The 22799-nt window shown below is 40.9% G+C and carries 16 protein-coding genes, 1 tRNA gene and 1 pseudogene; 12 read left to right on the forward strand and 6 right to left on the reverse strand.

What is annotated here, in order from left to right; all coding sequences use genetic code 11:
* Positions 1-65: 65 nt before the first annotated feature.
* Together ACQFX9_RS17500 and ACQFX9_RS17505 are read right to left on the reverse strand one after the other, a co-directional pair.
* Positions 66-1085: a long-chain acyl-[acyl-carrier-protein] reductase gene (locus tag ACQFX9_RS17500; protein ID WP_103136882.1), complete on the reverse strand. Its 1020-nt coding sequence runs from the start codon at positions 1083-1085 to the stop codon at positions 66-68.
* Positions 1086-1453: 368 nt separating this feature from the next.
* The gene (locus ACQFX9_RS17505; RefSeq protein WP_427157279.1) at positions 1454-2149 is read right to left on the reverse strand and encodes an aldehyde oxygenase (deformylating); all 696 of its coding nucleotides are present in this window, start codon (positions 2147-2149) and stop codon (positions 1454-1456) included.
* Between the two features lie 397 nt (positions 2150-2546).
* On the opposite strand from ACQFX9_RS17505, the gene ACQFX9_RS17510 reads away from it, so the two are divergent.
* From ACQFX9_RS17510 to ACQFX9_RS17545, 8 genes are all read left to right on the forward strand, one after another.
* Complete coding sequence (locus ACQFX9_RS17510) at positions 2547-3374, forward strand: carbohydrate ABC transporter permease (RefSeq protein WP_427157281.1); 828 nt, start codon at positions 2547-2549, stop codon at positions 3372-3374.
* Between the two features lie 251 nt (positions 3375-3625).
* Positions 3626-3949 (forward strand): hypothetical protein, encoded by a 324-nt coding sequence (locus tag ACQFX9_RS17515; protein WP_427157282.1) that lies wholly within the window; start codon positions 3626-3628, stop codon positions 3947-3949.
* A 76-nt stretch (positions 3950-4025) separates the two neighbouring features.
* Positions 4026-6518, forward strand: coding sequence for a filamentous hemagglutinin N-terminal domain-containing protein (locus tag ACQFX9_RS17520; protein WP_427157284.1), 2493 nt, complete (start codon positions 4026-4028; stop codon positions 6516-6518).
* A gap of 417 nt (positions 6519-6935) precedes the next feature.
* A complete protein-coding gene (locus ACQFX9_RS17525; RefSeq protein WP_427157285.1) occupies positions 6936-9179 on the forward strand; it encodes a GAF domain-containing protein in 2244 nt (747 codons plus the stop codon).
* A 61-nt stretch (positions 9180-9240) separates the two neighbouring features.
* A tRNA-Lys gene (locus tag ACQFX9_RS17530) sits at positions 9241-9312 on the forward strand.
* A 698-nt stretch (positions 9313-10010) separates the two neighbouring features.
* Positions 10011-10430 carry a TMEM165/GDT1 family protein gene (locus ACQFX9_RS17535; RefSeq protein WP_427157286.1) on the forward strand — a complete coding sequence of 140 codons (420 nt, stop codon included), beginning with the start codon at positions 10011-10013 and terminating at the stop codon, positions 10428-10430.
* Positions 10431-10472: 42 nt separating this feature from the next.
* The gene (locus tag ACQFX9_RS17540; RefSeq protein ID WP_427157287.1) at positions 10473-10790 is read left to right on the forward strand and encodes a TMEM165/GDT1 family protein; all 318 of its coding nucleotides are present in this window, start codon (positions 10473-10475) and stop codon (positions 10788-10790) included.
* On the forward strand, positions 10790-11314 hold the full coding sequence (locus ACQFX9_RS17545; RefSeq protein WP_427157289.1) for a GNAT family N-acetyltransferase: 525 nt from the start codon (positions 10790-10792) through the stop codon (positions 11312-11314). The genes ACQFX9_RS17540 and ACQFX9_RS17545 overlap by 1 nt, the downstream gene beginning before the upstream one ends.
* Positions 11315-11501: 187 nt before the next feature.
* Here ACQFX9_RS17545 and ACQFX9_RS17550 read toward each other — a convergent pair whose 3' ends face one another.
* On the reverse strand, positions 11502-12716 hold the full coding sequence (locus ACQFX9_RS17550) for a DUF790 family protein (protein ID WP_427157291.1): 1215 nt from the start codon (positions 12714-12716) through the stop codon (positions 11502-11504).
* Positions 12646-14199 carry a DEAD/DEAH box helicase family protein gene (locus ACQFX9_RS17555; protein ID WP_427157293.1) on the reverse strand — a complete coding sequence of 518 codons (1554 nt, stop codon included), beginning with the start codon at positions 14197-14199 and terminating at the stop codon, positions 12646-12648. The genes ACQFX9_RS17550 and ACQFX9_RS17555 overlap by 71 nt, the downstream gene beginning before the upstream one ends.
* 241 nt (positions 14200-14440) lie before the next feature.
* On the opposite strand from ACQFX9_RS17555, the pseudogene ACQFX9_RS17560 reads away from it, so the two are divergent.
* The 4 genes and pseudogenes from ACQFX9_RS17560 to ACQFX9_RS17575 all read left to right on the forward strand — a co-directional run bounded on the left by ACQFX9_RS17560 (position 14441) and on the right by ACQFX9_RS17575 (position 20200).
* Positions 14441-15346 (forward strand): annotated as a pseudogene (locus ACQFX9_RS17560) (transposase).
* Between the two features lie 438 nt (positions 15347-15784).
* Positions 15785-18115 (forward strand): hybrid sensor histidine kinase/response regulator, encoded by a 2331-nt coding sequence (locus ACQFX9_RS17565; RefSeq protein ID WP_427157294.1) that lies wholly within the window; start codon positions 15785-15787, stop codon positions 18113-18115.
* Between the two features lie 144 nt (positions 18116-18259).
* Positions 18260-18898 (forward strand): YqiA/YcfP family alpha/beta fold hydrolase, encoded by a 639-nt coding sequence (locus tag ACQFX9_RS17570; protein WP_427157295.1) that lies wholly within the window; start codon positions 18260-18262, stop codon positions 18896-18898.
* A 162-nt stretch (positions 18899-19060) separates the two neighbouring features.
* Positions 19061-20200, forward strand: coding sequence for a histidinol-phosphate transaminase (locus tag ACQFX9_RS17575; RefSeq protein ID WP_427157297.1), 1140 nt, complete (start codon positions 19061-19063; stop codon positions 20198-20200).
* 109 nt (positions 20201-20309) lie between these two features.
* Here ACQFX9_RS17575 and ACQFX9_RS17580 read toward each other — a convergent pair whose 3' ends face one another.
* Together ACQFX9_RS17580 and ACQFX9_RS17585 are read right to left on the reverse strand one after the other, a co-directional pair.
* A complete protein-coding gene (locus ACQFX9_RS17580; RefSeq protein ID WP_236141248.1) occupies positions 20310-20846 on the reverse strand; it encodes a hypothetical protein in 537 nt (178 codons plus the stop codon).
* A 965-nt stretch (positions 20847-21811) separates the two neighbouring features.
* The gene (locus tag ACQFX9_RS17585) at positions 21812-22429 is read right to left on the reverse strand and encodes an N-acetyltransferase family protein (RefSeq protein ID WP_427157299.1); all 618 of its coding nucleotides are present in this window, start codon (positions 22427-22429) and stop codon (positions 21812-21814) included.
* Positions 22430-22799 lie beyond the last annotated feature (370 nt).

Raw genomic sequence — 22799 nt, forward strand, 5'->3', positions numbered from 1 at the left:
CCTACCTTGTCTACCTTGTCTACCTTTTCACCCAGTCCCCAGTCCCCAGCCCCCAATCCCCAATCTTAAACCAGCAGTGGTCTAAACCCATGTTTGACTGAAGCTCGACCAATCTGCTCCATTTTGTCTACGGTAATCTGATTACGCCCCCAAGAAAAGTTCGTGTATAACTTCTCAAATTCCAATAGCATTGATTCCGCAAAACAGGCGAATAACTGGCGTGCTGGCACATCCATATTGACGATTTTCATGATCTTCCAGTCAATGTCTAAAGAATGTTCCACAATGCCACCATTCAATACATACACGCCTGGATGCTGAACTTTTGTAGCTAAGTTTTTGGGATAGCCACCATCAATCAATAAACAAGGTTGTTTTAAAGTTGTGGGGTCAATTTCCACACCTTTGGGCATACTAGCTACCCACACTACAATATCAGCTTGGGGTAGGGCTTCATCCAATGCCATGATTTTTCCTCGCCCCAGTTCGGTTTGTAATTCCTGGAGACGCTCTTGGTTACGAGCAATGAGCAGAAGTTCTTTGACATCAGTTTTTGCATCTAGCCAACGAGTTACAGCAGAACCAATATCACCAGTCGCCCCACAGATGGCTACTGTGGCTTGGGAAAGGTCAATACCTATTTGCTGTGATGCTGCTTCTACTTGGCGGCAGATAATGTAAGCTGTGTGAGTATTACCTGTAGTAAAGCGTTCAAACTCTAGCTTGATGTTACGGACTTGCTGAAACTGCTCTAAGTTAAAGTTTTCAAAAATAATTGAGGAAAACCCGCCCAAAGCCGTAATATCAATGCCATGCTTTTGAGCATGAGCCATTGCGTTCAGGATTTTGCGTGTCGCCGCTTTAATGCGACGATTTGCGAGCATTTCCGGTAAGAAGCAAGACTCTACATACTTACCTTCAATAATCTCGCCAGTAACACTTGTAACTTTAATGTGATCAACTATTTGCGGTGGTGCGCTACACCAAAAATCTAGCCCTTGGTCGGCATATTCTGGGTATCCCAATTCCCTGGCTACCGCTTGAGCGTGTTCTAAACTTGTCAGATGTCCAATTAGACCAAACATGGAGTGATATATTAGGCGTGGGCTTAACTAAAAGCGTGAAATGGGTGGGTAAGAGACTATACCTAACTCTTAAAAATACTATACAAAGTGTCAAGAGTGAGTGGAGAGTGCTGAGTGCTGAGTGCTGAGTTGTGAGTGCGGTAGCGCGGCGTTTAGCCAATGCTGAGTTGTGAGTGCGGTAGCGCGGCGTTTAGCCAGTGCTGAGTGAAGATTAGTATTTAGGAGCTTTTGTTGAATCTGTGCTTAGTAGATTGAGTATAAAAGGGGTGTGACTATCCAAAACTTGTTTTACCTTCTCGATACTCCTCACTCAGCACTCAGCACTCAGCACTCCTCACTCCTTACTCAGAACTCAGCACTCACAACTCTTAAACAGTTGCCAGTCCGTAAGCTGACAGGCGCATGATGTCTCTGGTGGTGAAGCCGATATTGCTCAAAGCTTCTCCATACTGAATCATGAAATCTTCGACTAAGGCATCTTTTTCCATTGCCAGAACTGCTGCATCTGCTGCAACTTGGTTGAGCATTTGCCAAACTAAAGGCAGATTTTGACGGTTAGCTGCTTCTAATTCTGCTTTGGATTCAGCAAAATGTTCTTTGAGCCAAACTTCCCCAAAGTTGAGATGACTGTATTCGTCTTTTACTACGCCTTCAGTAATTTTACGGGCAAAATCATCAGCTACGGGGATGTAGATGTTATATGCAGCGATCGCAAAACATTCAATGATTAAAGATTGAATCAACAGGCAAGTAACCACTTTACCTTCGGCAGCCGCTAATTGAAAATTACCGTGTAACCCAGCAAAAAATTCCTTAGCAAACTCTAAATCTGGTGTGACTTCCAGATTGCGCCCACAAGCTTCAAATCCTTTCTTGTGACGACTTTCCATTTTGGAGAGGCGAATCAAGTCATCTTTATGTTCTGGCAGCAGTTCAGCTAGTGTGATGTAATTTTCATGAGCTTCTTGTTCACCCTCAATCACGATCGCATTAATGCGGCTATAGGCATCTTTGTATTTTTCGCTGTGGAAATCAATTTCTAAATCGGCTGCAACCTGCTGCATGATATGTTTACTCCTGTAACCTGAATTATTTGATACCGAAACCTAATTTACCCCATGATTTTAGGGTAATGCCCATCGTTGTTTAATTTTACTTAACAAGTCACTATGTTATAGATTAGCTTTTGCTGGGTGTGATAGCTCTACCAATTTAACTAATTCGATAGGTCATGGGGGAAAATATTTCAAAATGGGACTGGAAATAGGGATTGGGGATTAGGGATTAGGGATTGGGTATTGGGTATCAGAGAATCAGGGTATAGGGGACACAAGAGAGACAAGGAAGACAAGGAAGAGAAGAGAGAACTGTATTTTTAATAGTTAATTCCCCAGTCCCCAGTCCCCAGTCCCCAGTCCTCAGTCCCCAGTCCCCAGTCCCCAGTCCCCATTCCCCAAACTCATGTCTAACTCCAACTGGAATCTAAAATCTGCCGATTTTTTCAGCCTAGCAGGATTAATACTAGGGGCAGTGATTGTGCTGTCGCCACTATTTGTGGTTTTTCTGACATCTTTTGTACCTCCAGGGTCAAACATAGAAATTTTGCCTAAAAATAATTGGTCTTTAGGCAATTATCAGGATGCTTGGCAAAGAGGTAAGTTTTTATTAGCATTTGCTAATTCTACCTTGGTGGCGATCGCGGTGGCGGCATTTCAAATTGTGACTTCGGCTTTAGCCGGTTATGCTTTGGCTAGGCTGAAGTTTCGCGGTAGAAAAGCACTATTGTTAGTTGTGTTAGCCACTTTGGTGATTCCGTTTCAATTGTTGGTGATTCCTATTTTCTTGGTGTTGAAGTGGGGACACCTCATCAATACATACGGGGCTTTAATTTTACCCACGGCTGTCAACGGTTTTGGCATTTTTCTCTTACGTCAATATTTCCAGACAATTCCTGTGGAATTGGAAGAAGCTGCAACTATCGATGGGGCAAACAGATTACAAATTCTGTGGCAAGTTATGTTACCCTTAGCCCGTCCAGCTTTGGTAACACTATTTCTATTTACATTTATCGCAGAGTGGAATGATTTATTTAAGCCCCTAGTATTCACCACTAGACCAGAATTAAGAACAGTGCAGTTAGCGTTGGCTGAGTTTCAAGAGCAGTTTACCAATAATTGGCCTTTGATGATGGCGGCGGTGACAATTGCTACTGTACCTGTGATGGTGCTGTTTCTCATCGGTCAGCGTCAGTTCATTAGAGGTATTGCTACCACAGGGATTAAAAATTAATTATTCATGACTGCATAAGTTTGCTCAAACAGACTGATATTAGTAATTGGGAGAGGTTAAACCAATTCGCAATTCGCAATTCGCAATTCGCAATTTGCAATGGACTAGCGTCCCGCTACGCTAACGCAATTCAGAAAGTCATATACCATATGGGTTTCAAGCTTTGCATCTGTTGCTTAATTTTGGAGAATTGGGGTTAAATCCACTCTCATTGGAAATAAATCAATATTTTGTACGAGTCCCCAGCAGTCATGAATACTGAAATGTTACAGGAAGTCTCTTTAGATGCTCAAACTCTAGAGCAATTGCAAAATGAAATTAGCCAGGAACTAATGGAAGTTCTGAATAAATCCCAGTTGGGTAAGGTGCTGGAGAAATACGGTATTTCCAATACACAAGTGCTGAAAATTCAATACACACTAGATGTCAATCAACTGCAATCGGGTGATGTGAGTAGTGATCAGGTAGCCATTGAATCTTTTAGCATACCCAAACCACCCATAGGTGCAAATTTAGGATTGATTCAGCCTTGCCCATTTGATGGTAATCCCGATGGCTGTTGGGTTTATTGCTAAATAAAGCATACTTCACTTTTGATCACATTCCATGTAAAGTCATCCTAGAAGGACGGCGTAAGAGACTAAATTTTCGATGAATCAAAATCGAAGCGATCGCTATTCTGATTTGAGGCTAGTAAATGCTTTAGCAATTGCTAGCCTATCTGTCTTTTCTGGAGATTGTGTCTTGGCACAAATCAACCAGGATCAGACGTTGGGTTTAGAGAATTCAGTTGTCACACCTCAAGTTGTCAATAGTCAAACGATTTATCAAATAGACGGTGGTTCTATTCGTGGCAACAATCTATTCCATAGCTTTGAAAATTTTTCTTTGCATAACGGCAATACGGCTTACTTTAACAACGCTACAAACATTCAAAATATTTTCAGTCGTGTCACAGGTAATTCCATTTCCAATATTGATGGGATTCTCAAAACTAACGGTACAGCTAACTTATTTTTTATTAACCCCAATGGTATTGTTTTCGGTTCTCGTGCTGCTTTAGATATTCAAGGTTCTTTTTTAGCCACCACAGCCGATAGGATCAATTTTGCGAATAATCTGCAATTTAGTGCTTCCAATCCACAAACCGCACCATTGTTAGCTGTCAACGTTCCCATAGGCTTACAATTCGGCACAAAAGTAGGTGCAATCAAAAACCAATCCCAAGCTAGTTTAGGTGGTGTAACAAATCGTCTCAACAGTCCTGCTGGGTTACAGGTAAAGCCACAACAAACTTTAGCACTAGTAGGCGGTGATTTGATATTGCAGGGAGGCAATTTAACCGCCAAAGAAGGCAGAATCGAATTAGGAAGCGTCGGTGCTAATAGTATTGTTAATATCCAACCGACTTCTCAAGGATGGACACTAGAATACGAAAATGTCCGCGATTTTCAAAACATTCAACTAACACAAGGAATTGTTAACAATTCAGTGAGGCCTTCTCAAATTGATGTGAGTGGTGAAGGTAGCGGTAGCGTTCATCTCCAAGGTAAGCAAATATTAGTCAATAATCGTTCACAAATTCTGGCTAATACTTTAGGTGAGAAACAAGGCGGTAATTTAACCATTAATGCTTCAGAATCAGTTGAACTGGTAGGTTTAAATTCCGCAATTTTAACAACCGTTACCTTCGGTGCTGGTAATGCAGGCAACTTAGAAATTACAACTGGTAATCTCATTGTCAAAGATGTCGCACAAGTGAGAGTAGGCGCGCAATTTCTCAATAATGCTGCGGCTGCCAATCCAGAATTCCGCTTAGGGTCGGGTGGTAAATTAATGATCCATGCCTCTGAATCTGTGGTGTTAACTGGTAGTAGAACCATCGGGAATCAAACTATCCCTGGGGGATTATTCACTGCAACTCCTGATAGGGGAGATGCTGGTGATATCATCATTAATACCAAAGTTTTACGTATTGATAATGGAGCCATACTCAGTACCGAGTCTGCCGGTAGGATATTATCAGGAGGAAAGTATATACCAGCAATAGGTCAAGGGGGCAATGTGACGGTGAATGCCTCTGAATCTATAGAAGTAGCTGGTATCTCTGTGAACGGTTTTGTTGCTGGTATTTCTACTACCACCAGAGGAACTGGTAAAGCTGGAAATTTAAATTTAACTACTGACAAATTAATTATTCGCGATCGCGGCGCAATTTCTGTTAGTAGTGCAGTACCCAAAACTGTGATTTACGTAGGAGATCCCACTCAGTTAGGTGCAGCAGGTGAAATCAATATCACTGCTCGTTCCATCCGGCTAGAAAATGGCGGACAATTGATTGCCGAGAGTGAAGCGGGTAAGGGTGGAAATATTACACTCAAGGTGCAGGATTTACTATTGATGCGTCGTCAAAGTCAAATCTCTACTAGTGCAGGTAAGACTCTAGGAAGGGGGGATGGCGGTAACGTTAACATCAATATACCTAATGGCTTTATTGTGGGTGCATCTTCAGAAAATAACGATATCACTGCCAATGCTTTTGCAGGTACTGGGGGCAAAATTCATATCAACACTGAGCGCGTTTTTGGCTTTGTACCCCGTACTGGTGCAGATGTAGCGAGATTATTAGGCACAGACAAGCCAGAAGAATTAAAAACGAGTGAACTGCCGACTAACGATATTACAGCCTTTTCGCAGCAGAATCCTGCTTTAAATGGCGACATACAAATTAATACGCCTGATGTTGATAGTAGTCAAGGGATAGTAGAACTACCAACAAATCTAGTTGATACCTCCCAACAAATTACTTCTGCTTGTAGTCCGAGAAAAAGCACGGAACGCAGTTCATTTATTTCTACAGGCAGAGGCGGAATTTCAGTAAGTCCAATGGATACCTTAACAGGGGATACAGTCTTGACAGATTGGATTAATGTCCCAGCAGAAAGAGAAAGCCACACTGGTAAGATAGCACCGCACACATCAGAAAATACCACGAATATGCAATTAGGCGATCGCTCCTCTGAAATTATCGAAGCTCAAGGTTGGATAGTCGCGCCTAATGGCAATATAGTTCTCGTGGCACAAGCACCCACCGCTACACCCCACAGTTCAGCATTGAAAGCGGCGGGTTGTGGAGTACATTAGGGAATTGGGAATTGGGAATTGGGCATGGGGCATGGGTATAATATTCCCTTTACACCCTTATACCCCTACACCCTTACACCCCTACACCCTTACACCCCTATTTGTTAAGAAATATAATATTCATTGATACAATGTTTGTATATAATTAGATATATGCAACAATATCAGTTTAATCTTCATAAAGAAAATCAATAAAATTAGACTAGCTTGCAAATGCGTTTTAACCTTCACAATATAGGATTTGTTAAGCTGATTGCTATTCACTGGACTAAATTTCTGATAAGAATTAAAGAAAGGCTCAAATATCGTCAGCAAAGACTCATAATCATTCGCTTGAGGCACTAGAAACATTTTATAACAGCGAAATTCAAAAATCATTGCCTCCAAGGGTCATTAACATCAGACAGGGACTCTCGCATGAATATAAATTCCGTAGAATCTACAGTCGAGTTGTCGGAAGAATCTCACACTCGTCTTATTTTCGGCACAGCAGTTGATGAAAAAAGTAGTGCGGAACAGTTACTACTTAGTATGTATGACTCTGTGCAGACATCTATCTTTGTGGTGGATGTGTTAGAGAATGGTGATTTTTGTTATGTGGGACTTAATCCCACCCATGAACGGTGGATAGGTATCAGTTCGCAGGATTTGCGGGGTAAAAAACCAGAGGATATTCTGACTCCTGTGGATGCAATTAAGGTGCGTCAGCGTTACACTGATTGCGTGCGCTTGGGTAAGACGATTTCCTATGAGCAATGTTTACAGTTTCAGGGAGTTTCGACTTGGTGGAGTACAACATTAACGCCATTGCGGGATGCTAACTCCCGAATTTATCGCATCCTGGGGACTAGTAGTAAGATTACTCCAATCAAACAAGTCACCCCAGGCAAAGAGCAATTATTAGCAAAAGTCACCCAAAGAATTCATGACGCTGTAGATTTCAACGTGATTCTCCAGCAAACTGTTGAGGATTTACGACTTTGTTTAAATTGCGATCGCATCCTAATTTATCAAATGTCTCATGATCACAATGGCGTAGTCATTGCTGAATCTACGGTGACACCTGATATTTCCCTATTGGGTAAACACTTCCCTGATCCTTGCTTACGTTACCAACATCAAGAACATCGGGGGCGATGTTGTCATCAAATTGTCACAGACATTTATACTGATGGCATCAATACTTGCCAAAGAGACTTTTTAATCTCCTTGCAGGTAAGAGCGCATTTAGTCGTCCCTATTTTATTACAGCAAAATTTGTGGGGATTATTAATTGCTCAATATTGTCATGAACCCCACCAATGGGAGCAAACTGAAATTGATTTACTCCAGCAAATAGCCTCCCAACTAGGAATAGCTACCCACCAGCAAGAACTACAACAGCAAATCAAACAGCTGAAAAATCAGTTAGAGTTACACAACAAAGAACACCACACACACCTACAGCAGACAAAAAACTTTCAAAGCTTAGTGCTGAGGGTAACAGAAAAAATTCGAGATCATCCAGAAGAAAAGCTAGTTTTTGCCTACGTTACGCAAGAATTAACTAAATTATTGCAACTAGAATCTTGCTATATCGAACTCTACAGTCCTGACTGTGCTGTTGTCAGTGTAGTACATGAGTATGCAGCTACCCAAATTACCTATCAAGGAGTCATCAGACAACCGCAAGAGTTGTGCGAAATTTATCAGCCACTCTTGCAAAAACAACCTTTTCAGTCTGTAGAAATCGTTCCTGGATGGCATCCTAAATTACTGGTGATTACACAGTTAGCTTGTCCTATTTATGACAAAGATGGGATTTTAGGCAATCTTTGGGTGATTAAACCCACACAACAGAGATTTGAGGAGATAGAGATTGACTTAGTACAAACTTTAGCCCATGAATGTGCGATCGCCATTCGTCAAACTAGACTCAATGCTAGCAAACAAGCCAGAATCAAAAAACTAGAAACCAAAGAACGTCTCAACCAAGAATTTCTCAAAAACCTCTCCCATGAACTGCAAACACCCATAACCAGCATTAGTCTAGCGGCTCAAACCCTAGAAAGTCTCTTTTTACCCAACGGTACGCTAGATACAGAAATCGCTCCCCAACTCCTACAAATTCTGCATAAAGAATGTGGGAGAGAAAGCCGACTCATTAACGATTTACTCACCCTTATCCATTTAGAGGTAGAACCGGAACCCCCAACCTTAATTAACATTGACTTACAAACGTGGCTTCCTCCTGTCGTCGCCGCTTTTTTAGATGTCACTAGTTGTCAGGGACAGCAATTAAAACTCGATATTGCCACCAACCTCACCCCTCTAGTCACCGACATCACCGAACTAGAACGCATTCTCACCGGACTTTTAAACTATGTGTGCAAATACACACCCCCAGGAGAATCAATTACAGTTTCTGCTCAAACTACAGCCGCAGCATTACAAATCAGCGTCAGTAATTCGGGGTTAGAAATTTCCACCCAGGATCAAACCCGCATTTTTGAGCCGTTTTACCACATTTCCAAAAATGACCCCTGGAAAAATAGTGGTACAGGCTTAGAAATGGCTTTAGTGAAAAAAATGGTTAGACATTTAGGCGGCTCAATTCACGTAGAAAGTGGCGCAGGACAAACAACCTTTATGATCAAATTCCCCCAAGCTACTACAATTTAAATTTTCAATTGACTAAATATTGACGAATTAACTATAATATTGTTAATATGATTGTTTGTGCGGGTGACTAGCTCAACGGTAGAGCAGTAGACTCTTAATCTATTGGTTGCGGGTTCAAATCCCTCGTCACCCACTACCAGCCAGCCATTTTTTCTCTCAGTTTTCTCTCATGGCGTAAGTTTAATTTACCCTATGAGAAGTGATAGGAATGGATGGCTGGAATAGAAATAATTTATTAACTAATACTTACTAATATAATTTAATTTAAATTTATAAGTTACTGATACAAGTTGTCTCTCAGCATTTCTAAGAACTTACTAGAAAAAAGTTTGAGTTATTTTCGCCTATAAGGCTTCTGTTTTCTGTTTCAGATGTAATTATATCATTCATCACATCCAAAGCCGTTTTAGAGGCTGTTTAGAATGATGTATTAGCTTTAATAAGTAAAGTCAAATTTTATTATTACAAAGATAAGCTTTTATTATAGATCATAATTACAGCTTGGTAAAGCCGAAAACAAATATCTCAAAATTTGCATATATCCCCGTGCCTAAAGGAACACAGAGATGTATAGTTCACTGTCAGGGTCAAACCTGTGGGTTTCCATTAACCTTTTCCCTGCAAGGGGACTGAAACTGTCCTCAGTTGATAATACCGTCACTATCACCCTCGTTTCCAAACACCACCTCCCCGCAAGGGGAATAAAACCAAGCCTTGACTAAATTGTATCTCCGAGAAAAATTGCATTTTTGCGGTAGAGTTGCAATTTATGACACCCATCTGCAAAAATGAGAAGAATATGAAAAATATCTAGTAACAAAACTACTGCCTGTGAAACTTGACTCTGCACCTGTAATCCTAACTGGCGTATCTGCGTCTAAGAACCAGCCAGCATTAACAATGACTACCGAATCTAGCACAATGGAAACGATTCAGCCTGTAGTTAGTGCTGAGAGCCAGAAAAAGCAAGATTCACCACTTATTGTTTTCGCTACTACTTTTATTACGATTTTTCTCGCAGAAATTGGCGATAAAACCCAACTCTCAACTTTACTAATGAGTGCAGAATCCCATGCACCTTGGGTAGTATTTCTCGGTTCTGCATCTGCACTGATTACCACCAGCTTATTAGGTGTATTGTTAGGTAGTTGGATTTCTAAAAAATTCAGTCCCAAAATTTTAGACAAATCAGCCGGAATCATGCTGCTTTTCGTCTCCGTCATGCTGTTCTGGGATGTATTCCAAGGTTAATCTTCCCCATTCTCTATTCCCCATTCCCCCTTCCCCAATATTATGGATTGGCATCTTTTAGGACTGAGTTTTATTACAGTATTTATTTCCGAGTTAGGCGACAAAAGCCAACTAGCTGCGATCGCACTTTCTGGTCGTGGTCAATCTGTGCGTGCAGTTTTCTTTGGGAGTGCGGCGGCGTTACTCTTGGCTAGTTTTTTGGGTGCGTTAGCTGGGGGTGCAGTTGCAGAGGTATTCCCCACGCGATTATTAAAAGCGATCGCGGCTGTCGGTTTTGCGGTTCTGGCGGTGCGGCTATTATTCTTTAATAATGAAGAATCGTCAGATAGTGAGCAGACTCCTGAAAATCTGCAACTGTAATGCTGATTCCCCAACTTGCGACACCCCGCTTAATTTTACGCCCATTTAATCAGCAAGACTTCGACGCTTACGCCGATATGTGCGGTGATCCCGAAGTGATGCGTTACATCGGCTATGGTAAACCTTTATCCCGTGAAGAATCATGGCGCAATCTGGCGATGATGCTGGGACATTGGCAATTACGGGGTTATGGAATGTGGGCGGTTGCAGAAAAATCCAGTGGCGAAATGATTGGTAGAATTGGCTACTGGCAACCAGAAGACTGGCCGGGACTAGAAATTGGCTGGTCTTTGCGGCGACAATTTTGGGGCTTAGGCTACGCTACCGAAGGTGCAAAGGCGGCGATGGCTTATGGCTTTGAAAATTGGGGAATCACCCAGTTAATCAGCTTAATTCGCCCAGAAAATCAAGCTTCGAGACGGGTGGCGGAAAAATTAGGCGAAAAGTTGCAGAGTTCGATTACTCTTCTGGGTGGAGAAGCTCTACTTTACAGCATTAACAAGGAAGATTTTCACAAAATATAGGGATTTAAGCCCCCAGATGTTCTTTCTTAAGTAGAACGACTTGAAAAAACCAAACTATGTGAAGTAATGTAAAAAGATTGGTATCTAGTTTGTAGTAAGGACTACCCTTCGGGAACGCTTCGCGAACAGTCCTTATTAGAGGACTAAAGTCCTCACTACAAACCTTGAATTATCTACACCGTTCTACTTAATCAATTACTGCTAATACAGATTTGGGTAATAATTTATCTTTAAACCAAATAATTCTGGCTGGTACATTATCTAATTTAATTCCGGCTTTTTCTAAATTCAATCTTTCGGAAATTGCCAAAATTAAATTATCACAACCAGAACGCCGCACTTGAGAAAACTTCTTTTGTAAATATTCTGGTCGCCAATAGCCGACTATTTCTAATAAAAATTCCCGTCCATCGGGATGCACTAAGCGAAAATCGGGAATCATGACACTCCCAGGAATGGGAATTAAATCTACTTCTCTCTCTAACACCCAGTCGGTTTTCATTGCATCCCATTTATCAGCGAAGGATGCTTCTAACATACTGTCGTAGGGTTTACCTTTGGAGTAATGGGAAACTAAACCACATTCGGAATTGAGGGTAAATCTGCCAGTCCGCCAAGTATCTGTGTAAACATCACGGGTTTGTAAGGTGGCGGCGAGACTCCATTTGGTAACATGAAGTAAGGCGGGAATTAGTTTAGCGATCGCTAACCCATATCTTGTACTCGGAGTAAATAAACTCGTCGGCCCGTCTACGGTAATTGTAAAGCCGTGGTCGGCATCGCCTTCGATATAAGCCATTAATTGAAACAATTTCAAATAGCGAAATAACAGCTTATATTCCCCTGGAACATTGCGATGAGCATTTAAGATTAATTTACTCGCTTTATAAAATATCCCCTGCACTTGCGATAAATTATATCGATTAATTAAATCTACACCTGTAGGTGTGTCAAAGTTGGTGAGGATTCTATTTTCAACTAAGTCAGCATAGATACCATTACGCACTTGCTCAGGTAAAATTTCCCGTTCTAATTCTTGAGTTAATTCATCAGCAATTTTCACCAATGTCATTTGAGTTGATTCTCGACTTGGTGGAGATTTCGCTGCTAAGGCAAACACCCTTTCTCTTAACATTGGTGGTTCTAGGGGACTCACCACTTCAAAAGTACAAAAATTGCTTTTAATAATGTAAGCTAAACCCCGCTTGACTCGATAATCTGTAGCATCACCTTCTAAATCTAAAAGTTGACGCTCAAGTTCACCTTGAGTCTTACCCAAAGCCGACTGAAAACAATTAATTAACTCGTTAGCTAACTCTAAATTTTTCGTGTCAATTTTCAGTCTCTTGGGAATGATTTCTTCGCCGTTTAGACGGTGGCTGAGTAGTTCTGTAGGTAGCATTTCCCTGGTTATTCTCTGATGATTTATCGACTACATAATTAATTTCTAATTGTTCGGCAGCTTTGGCAACTTCTCCCTTACCACTACCGTAAACTACTTTTAAATTTGCTTTTTTATCTTCACCCCGTCGCCTTGCCGATGTATTTTCTTCGCTGGTATCTTCGGCTATGACTTCGTAGAGAATAGCTTGTTTATCTGCAATATTTCCCTTACGTAAAACTCTCCCCAAACGTTGAATATATTCTCTAGTTGAACCAGTCCCCGATAAAATAATCGCTACAGAAGCGGCGGGAACGTCAACACCTTCATTTAGAACATGGGAAGCCACTAAGGTATTATATTCACCTTCCCGAAATTTAGTTAAAATTTCATGGCGTTCTTTGACGGCGGTTTGATGGGTAATGGCGGGAATTAATAAGTCTTGGGAAATTTTATAAACTGTGGCATTATCAGCCGTGAAAATTAAAATTCTTTCGGGGTAATGTTTGGCGAGTAAATTAGCTAAAATGCGTAACTTACCATCAGTGCCAAGGGCGATTTCTTTGGCTTCGCGGTGTGCTAACATGGCTCTACGTCCAGATTGCGATCGCGCGCTCATCTGCACAAACATTTGCCAACCTTGAATACTTCCCAAAGAAATCTTTGCTTGTCGCAAAAAATCATTACGAATTTGAACTAATTCGTTGTATCTTTCCCGTTCATGCTGAGATAATTTCACCTTAATTTGGACTATTTCGTGTTCCGCTAACGCCTTTCCTGCTAAATCTTCAGCACGTTTGCGATAAACTTCTTGCCCAACCAAAATATTTAAATCTGCGTGTTTGCCATCGGTGCGTTCTGGTGTGGCTGAGAGTCCTAACCGATAGGGTGCGATCGCATATTCGGCAATCACGCGATTAAAATCTGTAGGTAAGTGATGGCACTCATCAAACACAATCAAAGCATATTTATTCCCCAAAGCTTCGGCGTGAATGGCTGCACTGTCGTAGGTGGCGACTAAAATCGGCGTTTTATCCCGCGAACCACCCCCCAATAAACCCACCTCCGCATCAGGAAAAGCCGATACCAAATGAGCATACCACTGGTGCATTAAATCTAAAGTCGGCACAACAATTAAAGTAGTGCGGGGTGTAGACTGCATCGCCATTTGTGCCAAATAAGTCTTCCCCGCCGCCGTAGGTAAAACAACTACTCCCTGTCTTCCCGCCAGTTTCCAAGCTGCTAAAGCTTCACTTTGATGGGGATAAGGTTGCATTTCTAGACTGGCTACCAACTCCACAGGGTAAAATTCTTTGGCTTCGTCGATAAAGTCAACGTCTTCCGCTTGCAGTGCTTCTACCACAGCACGATATTTCATGCCTGGAATGCGGAATTTTTCGACTCTATCATCCCAGGTAGCATAATCCATCCAAGCTTTACCCCGTGGCGGTGGATGCAAAATTAATGTGCCGCGATCAAAAGTTAAGGTGGGAATGCGAGCCATTAGACATTGGTAATCATAAACTGAGGACTGCAAGCATTTTACATCGCCACCACGAAAAACCTGATATCTCTCTGGTCAATAGTCAATAGTCAATAGTCAATAGTCATTAGTCAATAGTCATTAGTCAATAGTCAATAGTCAATAGTCATTAGTCATTAGTCAATAGACAAGTCCTAAATAAAAATTAGGTACAAAAAAATGGTAGAACGGAAATTTAATAGTTTACCGTTGGTCTACCATAATGAAAAATCCACTCCATTATATACATAAGTATCCACTCCGCACCAAGCAAATATTAGGAATTAGTTACGACCAATTTTTGTTGTTAGTACAACAAGCGGAATTAATCAATCAAAAACAATTAGACGAGGTAGAGCGAAACAAAGTCCGTATTAACGCACGTGGGGGAGGACGTAAACCGAAATTAACAAGTGAAGAATCGATTTGTTTGTGTCTTTTTTATTTAAGACATCTGCCCACATTTGAAGTTCTAGGAATGCAGTTTGATGTCTCAAAAACCGAGGCTAATAGTACGTTTCATTATTGGATAAAAATCTTCCGAATAATTTTGCCTTCCAGTTTACTAGAAGAAGTTGAAAATCAGGAAAGTGATTTAATAATCGTACAAGAATTATTAACAGAGTTTGAGTTAATTGTGGATAGCATGGAGCAGCCAAGAGTTAGACCAGGAGACAATCAGGAGCAAAAACAATATTTTTCTGGCAAGAAGAAACAACACACCTTTAAGAATCAAATTATCTCCATGCCCGCAGCCAAAGAAATTGTTGATGTAGTCGTAGGGATGAAAGGCCCCACCAGTGATATTTCTTTGTTCCGTAATCAGCAACAGAAGTTCAACTCTCAACAATCATTTAAAGGTGATAAAGCCTATATTGGTGGTGAAAACATATCTACTCCTCATAAAAAGCCGCGAAATGGTGAATTAACTGCCTAACAGAAAACCGAAAATCAAGTGTTTTCTAGTAATCGTGTTTTTGTTGAACACATGATTAGAGTTATCAAAATTTTTCGGGTAGCATCAGAAAGATTTCGTCTGCATACAGATATATATGAGCAGATAATTCTCACTGTATGTGGTCTGGTTAGACTCAGAATTGGTTCTCTCATTTTGCCACCTTTATCCTAGTCCTTAAAAATCTGGGTTTTATAGATTCATTCTCCAACTTTTTTTGGGCTATACTATCACTAACTATCTCTATCCCTCATTATGACGTTGACTCTGGCTTTTACTGAAACTATCTCTAAGCCAGGCACAGGCTGCTTTTTAAATTTTCGGACAAGTCTAATAGTCATTAGTCATTAGTCATTAGTCATTAGTCATTAGTCATTAGTCATTAGTCATTAGTCATTAGTCAGCACTCACCACTCAGCACTCAGCACTCAGCACTCAGCACTCACCACTCATCACTCACCACTCATCACTCCTGATTCAGCCTTTAGACAGATTTACACAGAAGAACGTCAAATTGGCATTTAATCTATGCAAAATTAGTGTGGAGCGATCGCATTTTCTCACCTATTTTGGGAATAATGCTCTAGCGAGAGGCATAAAGGAGAGGCCACCTTGAAAGGAATACGCCCCAGGTTTTTATCCTACACAGTGGCATTTTTGACTGTCAGTGTTGCTTTATTGCTGACGTTCATCTTCAAACAACTTTTAACACCAACTATTTTTTTACTATTTTTTGCCGCCGTAGCTATTAGTTCTTGGTATGGTGGCTTTAAGCCAGGACTACTAACAACTTTATTATCTGCCTTTAGCATTGGTTTCTTTTTCCTCGACCCCAAATTTTCCCCATATGTCAACAATTTAGATAGCAAGTTACGTTTATTTCTATTTGTATTAGTTTCAACGCTAATTGGTTGGTTAAACTCTGAGCTTGGTACTTCTAAGCAGAGGTTAGAATGTGCTAATCAGCAGCTACAAGAAAGCGAAGCAAAATTTAGAAGGTTAGTAGACTCTAATATTATTGGGGTGATTGTTGCTGATCTGAATGGGCTAGTTCTAGAGGCTAATGATGCTTTCTTAAGGATAGTGGGCTATACACGAGAGGATTTACACAAAAGCAGAGTTAATTGGCTACAAATTACACCACCGGAATATTTGGTACAAAGCGATCGCGCGATCGCTACACTCAAAACTACAGGTGTATGTCATAATCTAGAAACTGAATACATCCGTAAAGATGGTAGTCGAGTATACGTAATAGTAGGCTTTGCCTTATTAGAACGCTCACATAATCAAGTAGTCGGATTTGTACTAGATATCAGCGAACGGATTTTAGCAAAACAAGCCCTCCAAGCCAGTGAAGCCAGACTCAGGACACTCACGGAAAAAGTTAGGGTAATTCCTTGGGAAGTAGATATTGCCCAAAATAAATTTACCTATGTGGGGCCACAAAGCGAAGAAATTTTAGGCTATCCCGCAAAAGACTGGTACTCAGACAATTTCTGGAATGAACACATACACCCAGAAGACCAAAATTGGGTGGTTAAACATTGCCATGAATCATCACTGTCTTTAGATAACTATGAATTTGAATATAGGATGTTAGCGGCTGATGGCAGAGTTGTTTGGCTACATGACATCATCAATGTCGTGCGTTCTGGCACAGAACCACGATTACTACATGGCTTTATGATTGACATTAGCGAACGCAAACAAGCAGAACAAGAACGCCAACAACTTTTAGAACGGGAAAAAGCCGCACGCACCGCCGCCGAAGTCGCCAACCGCATCAAAGACGAATTTCTTGCTATCCTATCCCATGAGTTGCGTACACCACTGAATGCTGTCTTAGGCTGGGTACAACTGCTGAGAAGTCGTCAATTTGATCAAATTACAACCGAGCGCGCCTTAGAAACCATAGAACGCAACACCAGAGTTTTAAGCCAAATAATTCAAGACATTTTAGATGTATCTCAGATTATTCGCGGTCAAATGCGCCTGACAATTCAGCCATTAGACTTGACAAATGTACTCAAGAATGAAATAGAAACTATCCAGCCTGCTGTCAATGCCAAAGAAATTTCCCTCCAGTACGAGTCAGAACCTAACATTGGCTCGGTTATGGGTGATGTCAACCGTATGCAACAGATTATCTGGAATTTGCTCAGTAATGCTGTCAAATTTACCCCCAAAGGCGGTAAAGTCACAGTCAACATCAGGCGTGTAGATTCTTCAGTGGAAATTCAGGTAAGTGACACAGGCTCAGGTATAGCTCCCGAATTCCTACCCCACGTATTCGAGCGATTTCGACAAGCCGATAGCTCCACAACGCGATCGCACGGCGGATTAGGATTAGGACTAGCGATCGTTCGTCACCTTGTAGAATTGCATGGCGGTAAAGTCTACGCCACCAGCCCAGGACTTGAGCAAGGAGCTACTTTTGTGGTAAACCTACCCATGAGAGCCATTGTTGAACCAGTAAACCACAACCAACCAGAATTAAATCCCACCGCAACGGAGAATTTTAATCACTTACCCATACTCAAAGGTTTACGCGTCTTAGTTGTTGATGATGAACCAGACGCACAAAAATTAATCAGCACAATTTTAGAAGAGTATGGCGCACAAGTAATGACAGTCTCTTCTGCCCCCGAAGCCCTACAAGCCTTACCGCAATTTTATCCAGAAATTCTCATTAGCGATATTGGAATGCCTCAAACAGACGGTTATACACTCATTCGTCAACTGCGATCGCTCCCCCAATCACCAAGCAGTACAATTCCAGCGATCGCACTAACAGCATATGCTAGACCAGAAGACCGTACCAAAGCACTGTCAGCAGGTTTCCAACTACACCTCCCTAAACCAGTCAATCCCGATGAGTTAGCATCTGTAGTGGCTAATCTAGCAGGCAGAATTGACTGGGGATTGGGGACTGGGGATTAGGGACTGGGGATTGGGGATTGGGGATTAGGGACTGGGGATTAGGGAGACAAGGTAGACAAGGTAGACAAGGTAGAACAGAAGAAAACTGTTAACTATTGACTATTGACTATTGACTATTGACTGTTGACTATTGACTATTGACTAATGACTACCCAACACATCTATTTACACGGTTTTGCTTCCAGTCCCAAATCAGTGAAAGCGCAAGATATCAGCGATCGCTTTACTCAACTACAAATTCCCCTGACTGTTCCTGATCTCAATGCTGGGGACTTCTCAGAGTTAACCATCTCACGCCAGATTAAACAGGTTGTTACCACTTTTACCAGTGACTCTGTACCCGTTACCCTCATTGGTTCTAGTTTAGGAGGCTTGACTGCTGCCCACATAGCACAGCAGTATTTACAAGTAGAACGCCTAGTGCTGCTAGCACCAGCTTTCGGCTTCTTATCTCATTGGTTAACCAAATTAGGAGAAGAAACCATACAGCGTTGGCAACAAGAAAAGTTTCTCATGGTTTATCACTATGGTGAAAAGCGATCGCTCCCTTTAAGCTACAATTTTGTAACAGATGCCACCCAATACTCCGAAAATCAATTGCAACGCCCCATTCCCACACTAATACTCCACGGCAAGCAAGATGAAGTCATTCCCATCACCGCCAGCCAAGATTTTATACAATCCCGTCCCTGGGTAAAGCTGACAGAACTAGACAGCGATCACGCCCTTGGTAATGTTACAGAAGAAATTTGGCAAGCCATTCAGGAATTTTGTTTATTCTAGGGACTGGGGACGGATCAATTCAAAATTCAAAATTCAAAATTCAAAATAAAAGAAGGACTGGAAGCAGGGCAGGTAGAGTAGGCAGGGGAAGGAGGGGAATAAAAACTAATGACTGTTGACTATTGACTAATGACTAATGACTAATGACTATTAACTAAAACTATGCTTCCTTTTATTCGTTCCGATTTAACCCAACTCAACGCCTACAAACCTCACCCTGGTAGCGATACCGCCGCCGCAGTCCCAACTCAGTTAGATCGTTTAGATACAAACGAAAGCCCCTATGATTTACCAACTGAGTTAAAACAAAAACTAGCTTGGACTTATCAAGAAGTCATTGAAACCAATCGCTACCCAGATGGGGGACATCAAGCATTGAAAAATGCGATCGCTGAATATGTCAATGAATCAGCTGGTGCTACCCCATCTCTATTTACTGCTGACCATATTTCTGTAGGTAATGGTTCAGATGAATTAATACGTTCTGTATTAATTGCTACTTGTCTACGAGGAGAAGGTTCTATCCTGGTGGCTAATCCCACCTTTTCTATGTACGGGATTATAGCTAAAACTTTGGGGATAAATGTAGTAGAAGTTACTAGAAATCCGGCGAACTTTGAAATTGATTTAACCGCCGCCCAAACTGCGATAGAAGAAACTCATAACCCTCCGATTCGCGTAGTTTTCGTTGTTCATCCCAATTCACCCACAGCTAACCCGTTGACCACTAATGAATTAGCTTGGTTAAGGAATTTGAGTGAAAACATTTTAGTTGTAATTGATGAAGCGTATTTTGAATTTAGTCAAACAACTTTAGTTAATGAACTAGCACAACGTCCCAACTGGATAATTTTACGCACCTTTTCTAAAGCCTTTCGCCTAGCAGCCATGCGTGTAGGCTATTGTATAGCTCATCCAGAAGCGATCGCCATTCTAGAAAAAGTCCGCCTACCCTACAATCTACCCAGTTTTACTCTAGCTGCGGCTCTTGTAGGATTACAAAATCGGCAAATCTTACTAGAGTCAATCCCCCAAGCTCTCAATGAACGCAGCAAACTAATTACAGCTTTATCTCAAAACCCAGCATTACAAGTAATGGAAAGTGCTGCCAACTTCATTTTCGTGCGTCTCAAACCAGAAATTACTCAATCACAAAATATATCTTTAAAACATCTTCATCAACACTTAAGAAACCAAGGTACTCTCATCCGTGAAATTAGCGGTGGACTAAGAATTACCATCGGTACCCCTGAAGAGAACGCCCGCACACTAAATCGTATTGGAGAGTATTTTAGTCATTAGTCATTAGTCATTAGTCATTAGTCATTAGATAACAGGGAACAGGGAACGAATCTTTAATTTTGAATTTTGAATTTTGAATTTTGAATTGATTAGCCCCAATCCCCAACCCCTATTCCCTATTCCCCCAACGCCTCACCATTCCCACTGTTTGAGGTAAAACTCCTACCAACAAAGCGAAAACCTCATCTGGCAAATTAGCAACTGCGTCCTGGGGAAAATATTGCTCAAACTGATCTAAGATTTTCTGCACGCGCTGCTGAGGTAGTGTATGTTCAGTAATCTGCTTGATCAGTCTAATCCACTGCCGTCGAATGAGATAGGCTTTCTGCCGTTCTTCATAGGATTCTGATGTGAGTAAAGACAAATTTCCTATAGGAATGACCATTTGGCAATCAGCATCATATTCCCCTCCAACTGCTGCACCTGGCCCGGCAAATTCAGCATGATAGCGTTTAATCAGAATTAAACCATTCCGCCTACGACTGTTGACGATTAAAACTTGGCCACTTTGTAGTAACGTCAAAACATCCGAACTGTATGTTGGCTCGGTTCCATCTGGCATGACAAAACTGTCAAGGCAATTTTTGTCAGAGTAGTAAGTTGATACCATAGTAACCTGATAGCGGCGGTTTTTTTCGCTATCCATTGCTTGCTCAAACTTTTGTATGGTGTAAATTTGGAAATTTGCTATGGGATTTTTTGTTGATATTCACTCTTTTGCTATTGATATTTCTTTAGTAAAAGAATTTTGAGTTTACTTTCAACTAAGATTTCAAGAAATAGAGGGGCTGACATGATGAAGTAATCACATTTTATGTGATCTAACTACATTTGTCTGCCAATTAAACTCAAAATATTTAAAGTTTCCATGAAGTTAATATCTTTATTGCTAAGTTATTGTAAGGAAAATAAGCGAATTTAAACGTAGTTTTACTGACATCACAATTATAGTTTAAATGTTATCTTCTGTTGTATTTAAAGCTGAAGTTGAGCTAACTTATCTTTAACATATCAAGCTCAAATCGAAATATTTTTTATATAAACCTTTCTTAAAGCTAGATCAGAATCTGCTTATCAAAAGTCTTGCTGAAGTAGTACATTATCGAAAATACACAGCAAAATTAGTCCACCTCTAGTCCTAATTAGTAATCACAGTCTCAGTCTATATAGCTTGAGATTCGGGGCTAACAAACGGCAATATACTATAGCTGTGATGAACTAAAGTATAGGAATCATATTTGATTTCTGAAAAAAGCTCAGTACACCTCTGTTACTTCTTTTCCTGTTCCCTGTTCCCGTTCGGCTGACGCTCACGGCGGAAGCCTGTTCCCTGTTCCCTGTCTACGCAAATCATTTCAATAATCACGTCGGATTCCTATAGTTGATATCCGGTTATTTTACACCCATGTTTTTTATCCAAAACCATAAGGTAAGACTGCTCACTCATCTGGAAAAACTGCGTATTTAAACTAAACTATTGAGAATATAAATTATTTTTTGCCAGATGTTGCGAATTTTGAATAAACATAACCTAACCTTTAACTAAGTAGTTCTCACAAACTGACTAAAGCAAGAATTTTCTCTAAATAATTTACATACCACTACAAAATATTAGGTTGAAGCGTCTAAGGGCAAATGTTTATGTAGTAAAATGTGCCGTGACTGTCGAAATAAGAATATATTCATATCGGATTCTACTTTGTGTACCTTATATCCCAGCTTGAAATAAAGCTGCCTGGCTTGATAGTTATTTTCCAAAACGTGGAGATATAAATCCTCAAACCCCCATTCCTGTGACACTTGTTCACAGCTAATGAGCAACTTGGAGGCGACACCGTGCCTGCGGTATTCTGGGTGAACAGCTAAGTTAGATACATAAAGGAACCTCCTATTATCCCTTGTCCAAATATCACTGACACGCACACCCATCTCTACAGTACCCACTAATTGTTGAATTCCATCAACACTGGTATTGACAGCAACTAAACAGATATGATGTGGAGAAGATAAAAGTAGACGATGCTTGAGATCCTCATAAATACCTAAACGCAGCAAAGGAAATACCCATCCCCAAACACCACTTTGGGAGTGAAAGCTTTCTGCAATAATTTGAGCCACAGCCTTTAAATCAGCAGAGTTAGCCGCACGAATTTGCAAGTGCTGAGAACTGCTTGGTGTTGGTGAAGTGACTTGTTGTTGGTGATATGGATCAAAAAACCAGTATGTCAAGGTAAGTTCACTGCTAATGTTTTTCAATGGCAATCTTTTCAAATATCCTAAAACACCGTCAGCAAGTCGGCTGAAATAATTTCAGGTTATTTGGTGTACGCTTGACAAACAAGCCAGCAGTAGAAGCTGACTTATCCGTGAAAGTCAGGATAGTCAATGGGACTTGTAGAGTGGGCTAACGCCAGAATATAGTAGTCTATAACCCTAAGCGTAGCCGCTACGCCAAAAAATCAGATGACTAACCCTTACCACAACATCATTTCAACATTCATGAACATAGTTTGATTTATAGCCCTTACAGACTTGGCAAACTATGAAAAATTGCAAAGATAAAAAATTAACTCAGTAAGAATATAATAATTTAGCACAT

It is taken from the genome of Aliinostoc sp. HNIBRCY26, assembly GCF_050235535.1.
Taxonomy (GTDB): domain Bacteria; phylum Cyanobacteriota; class Cyanobacteriia; order Cyanobacteriales; family Nostocaceae; genus Trichormus.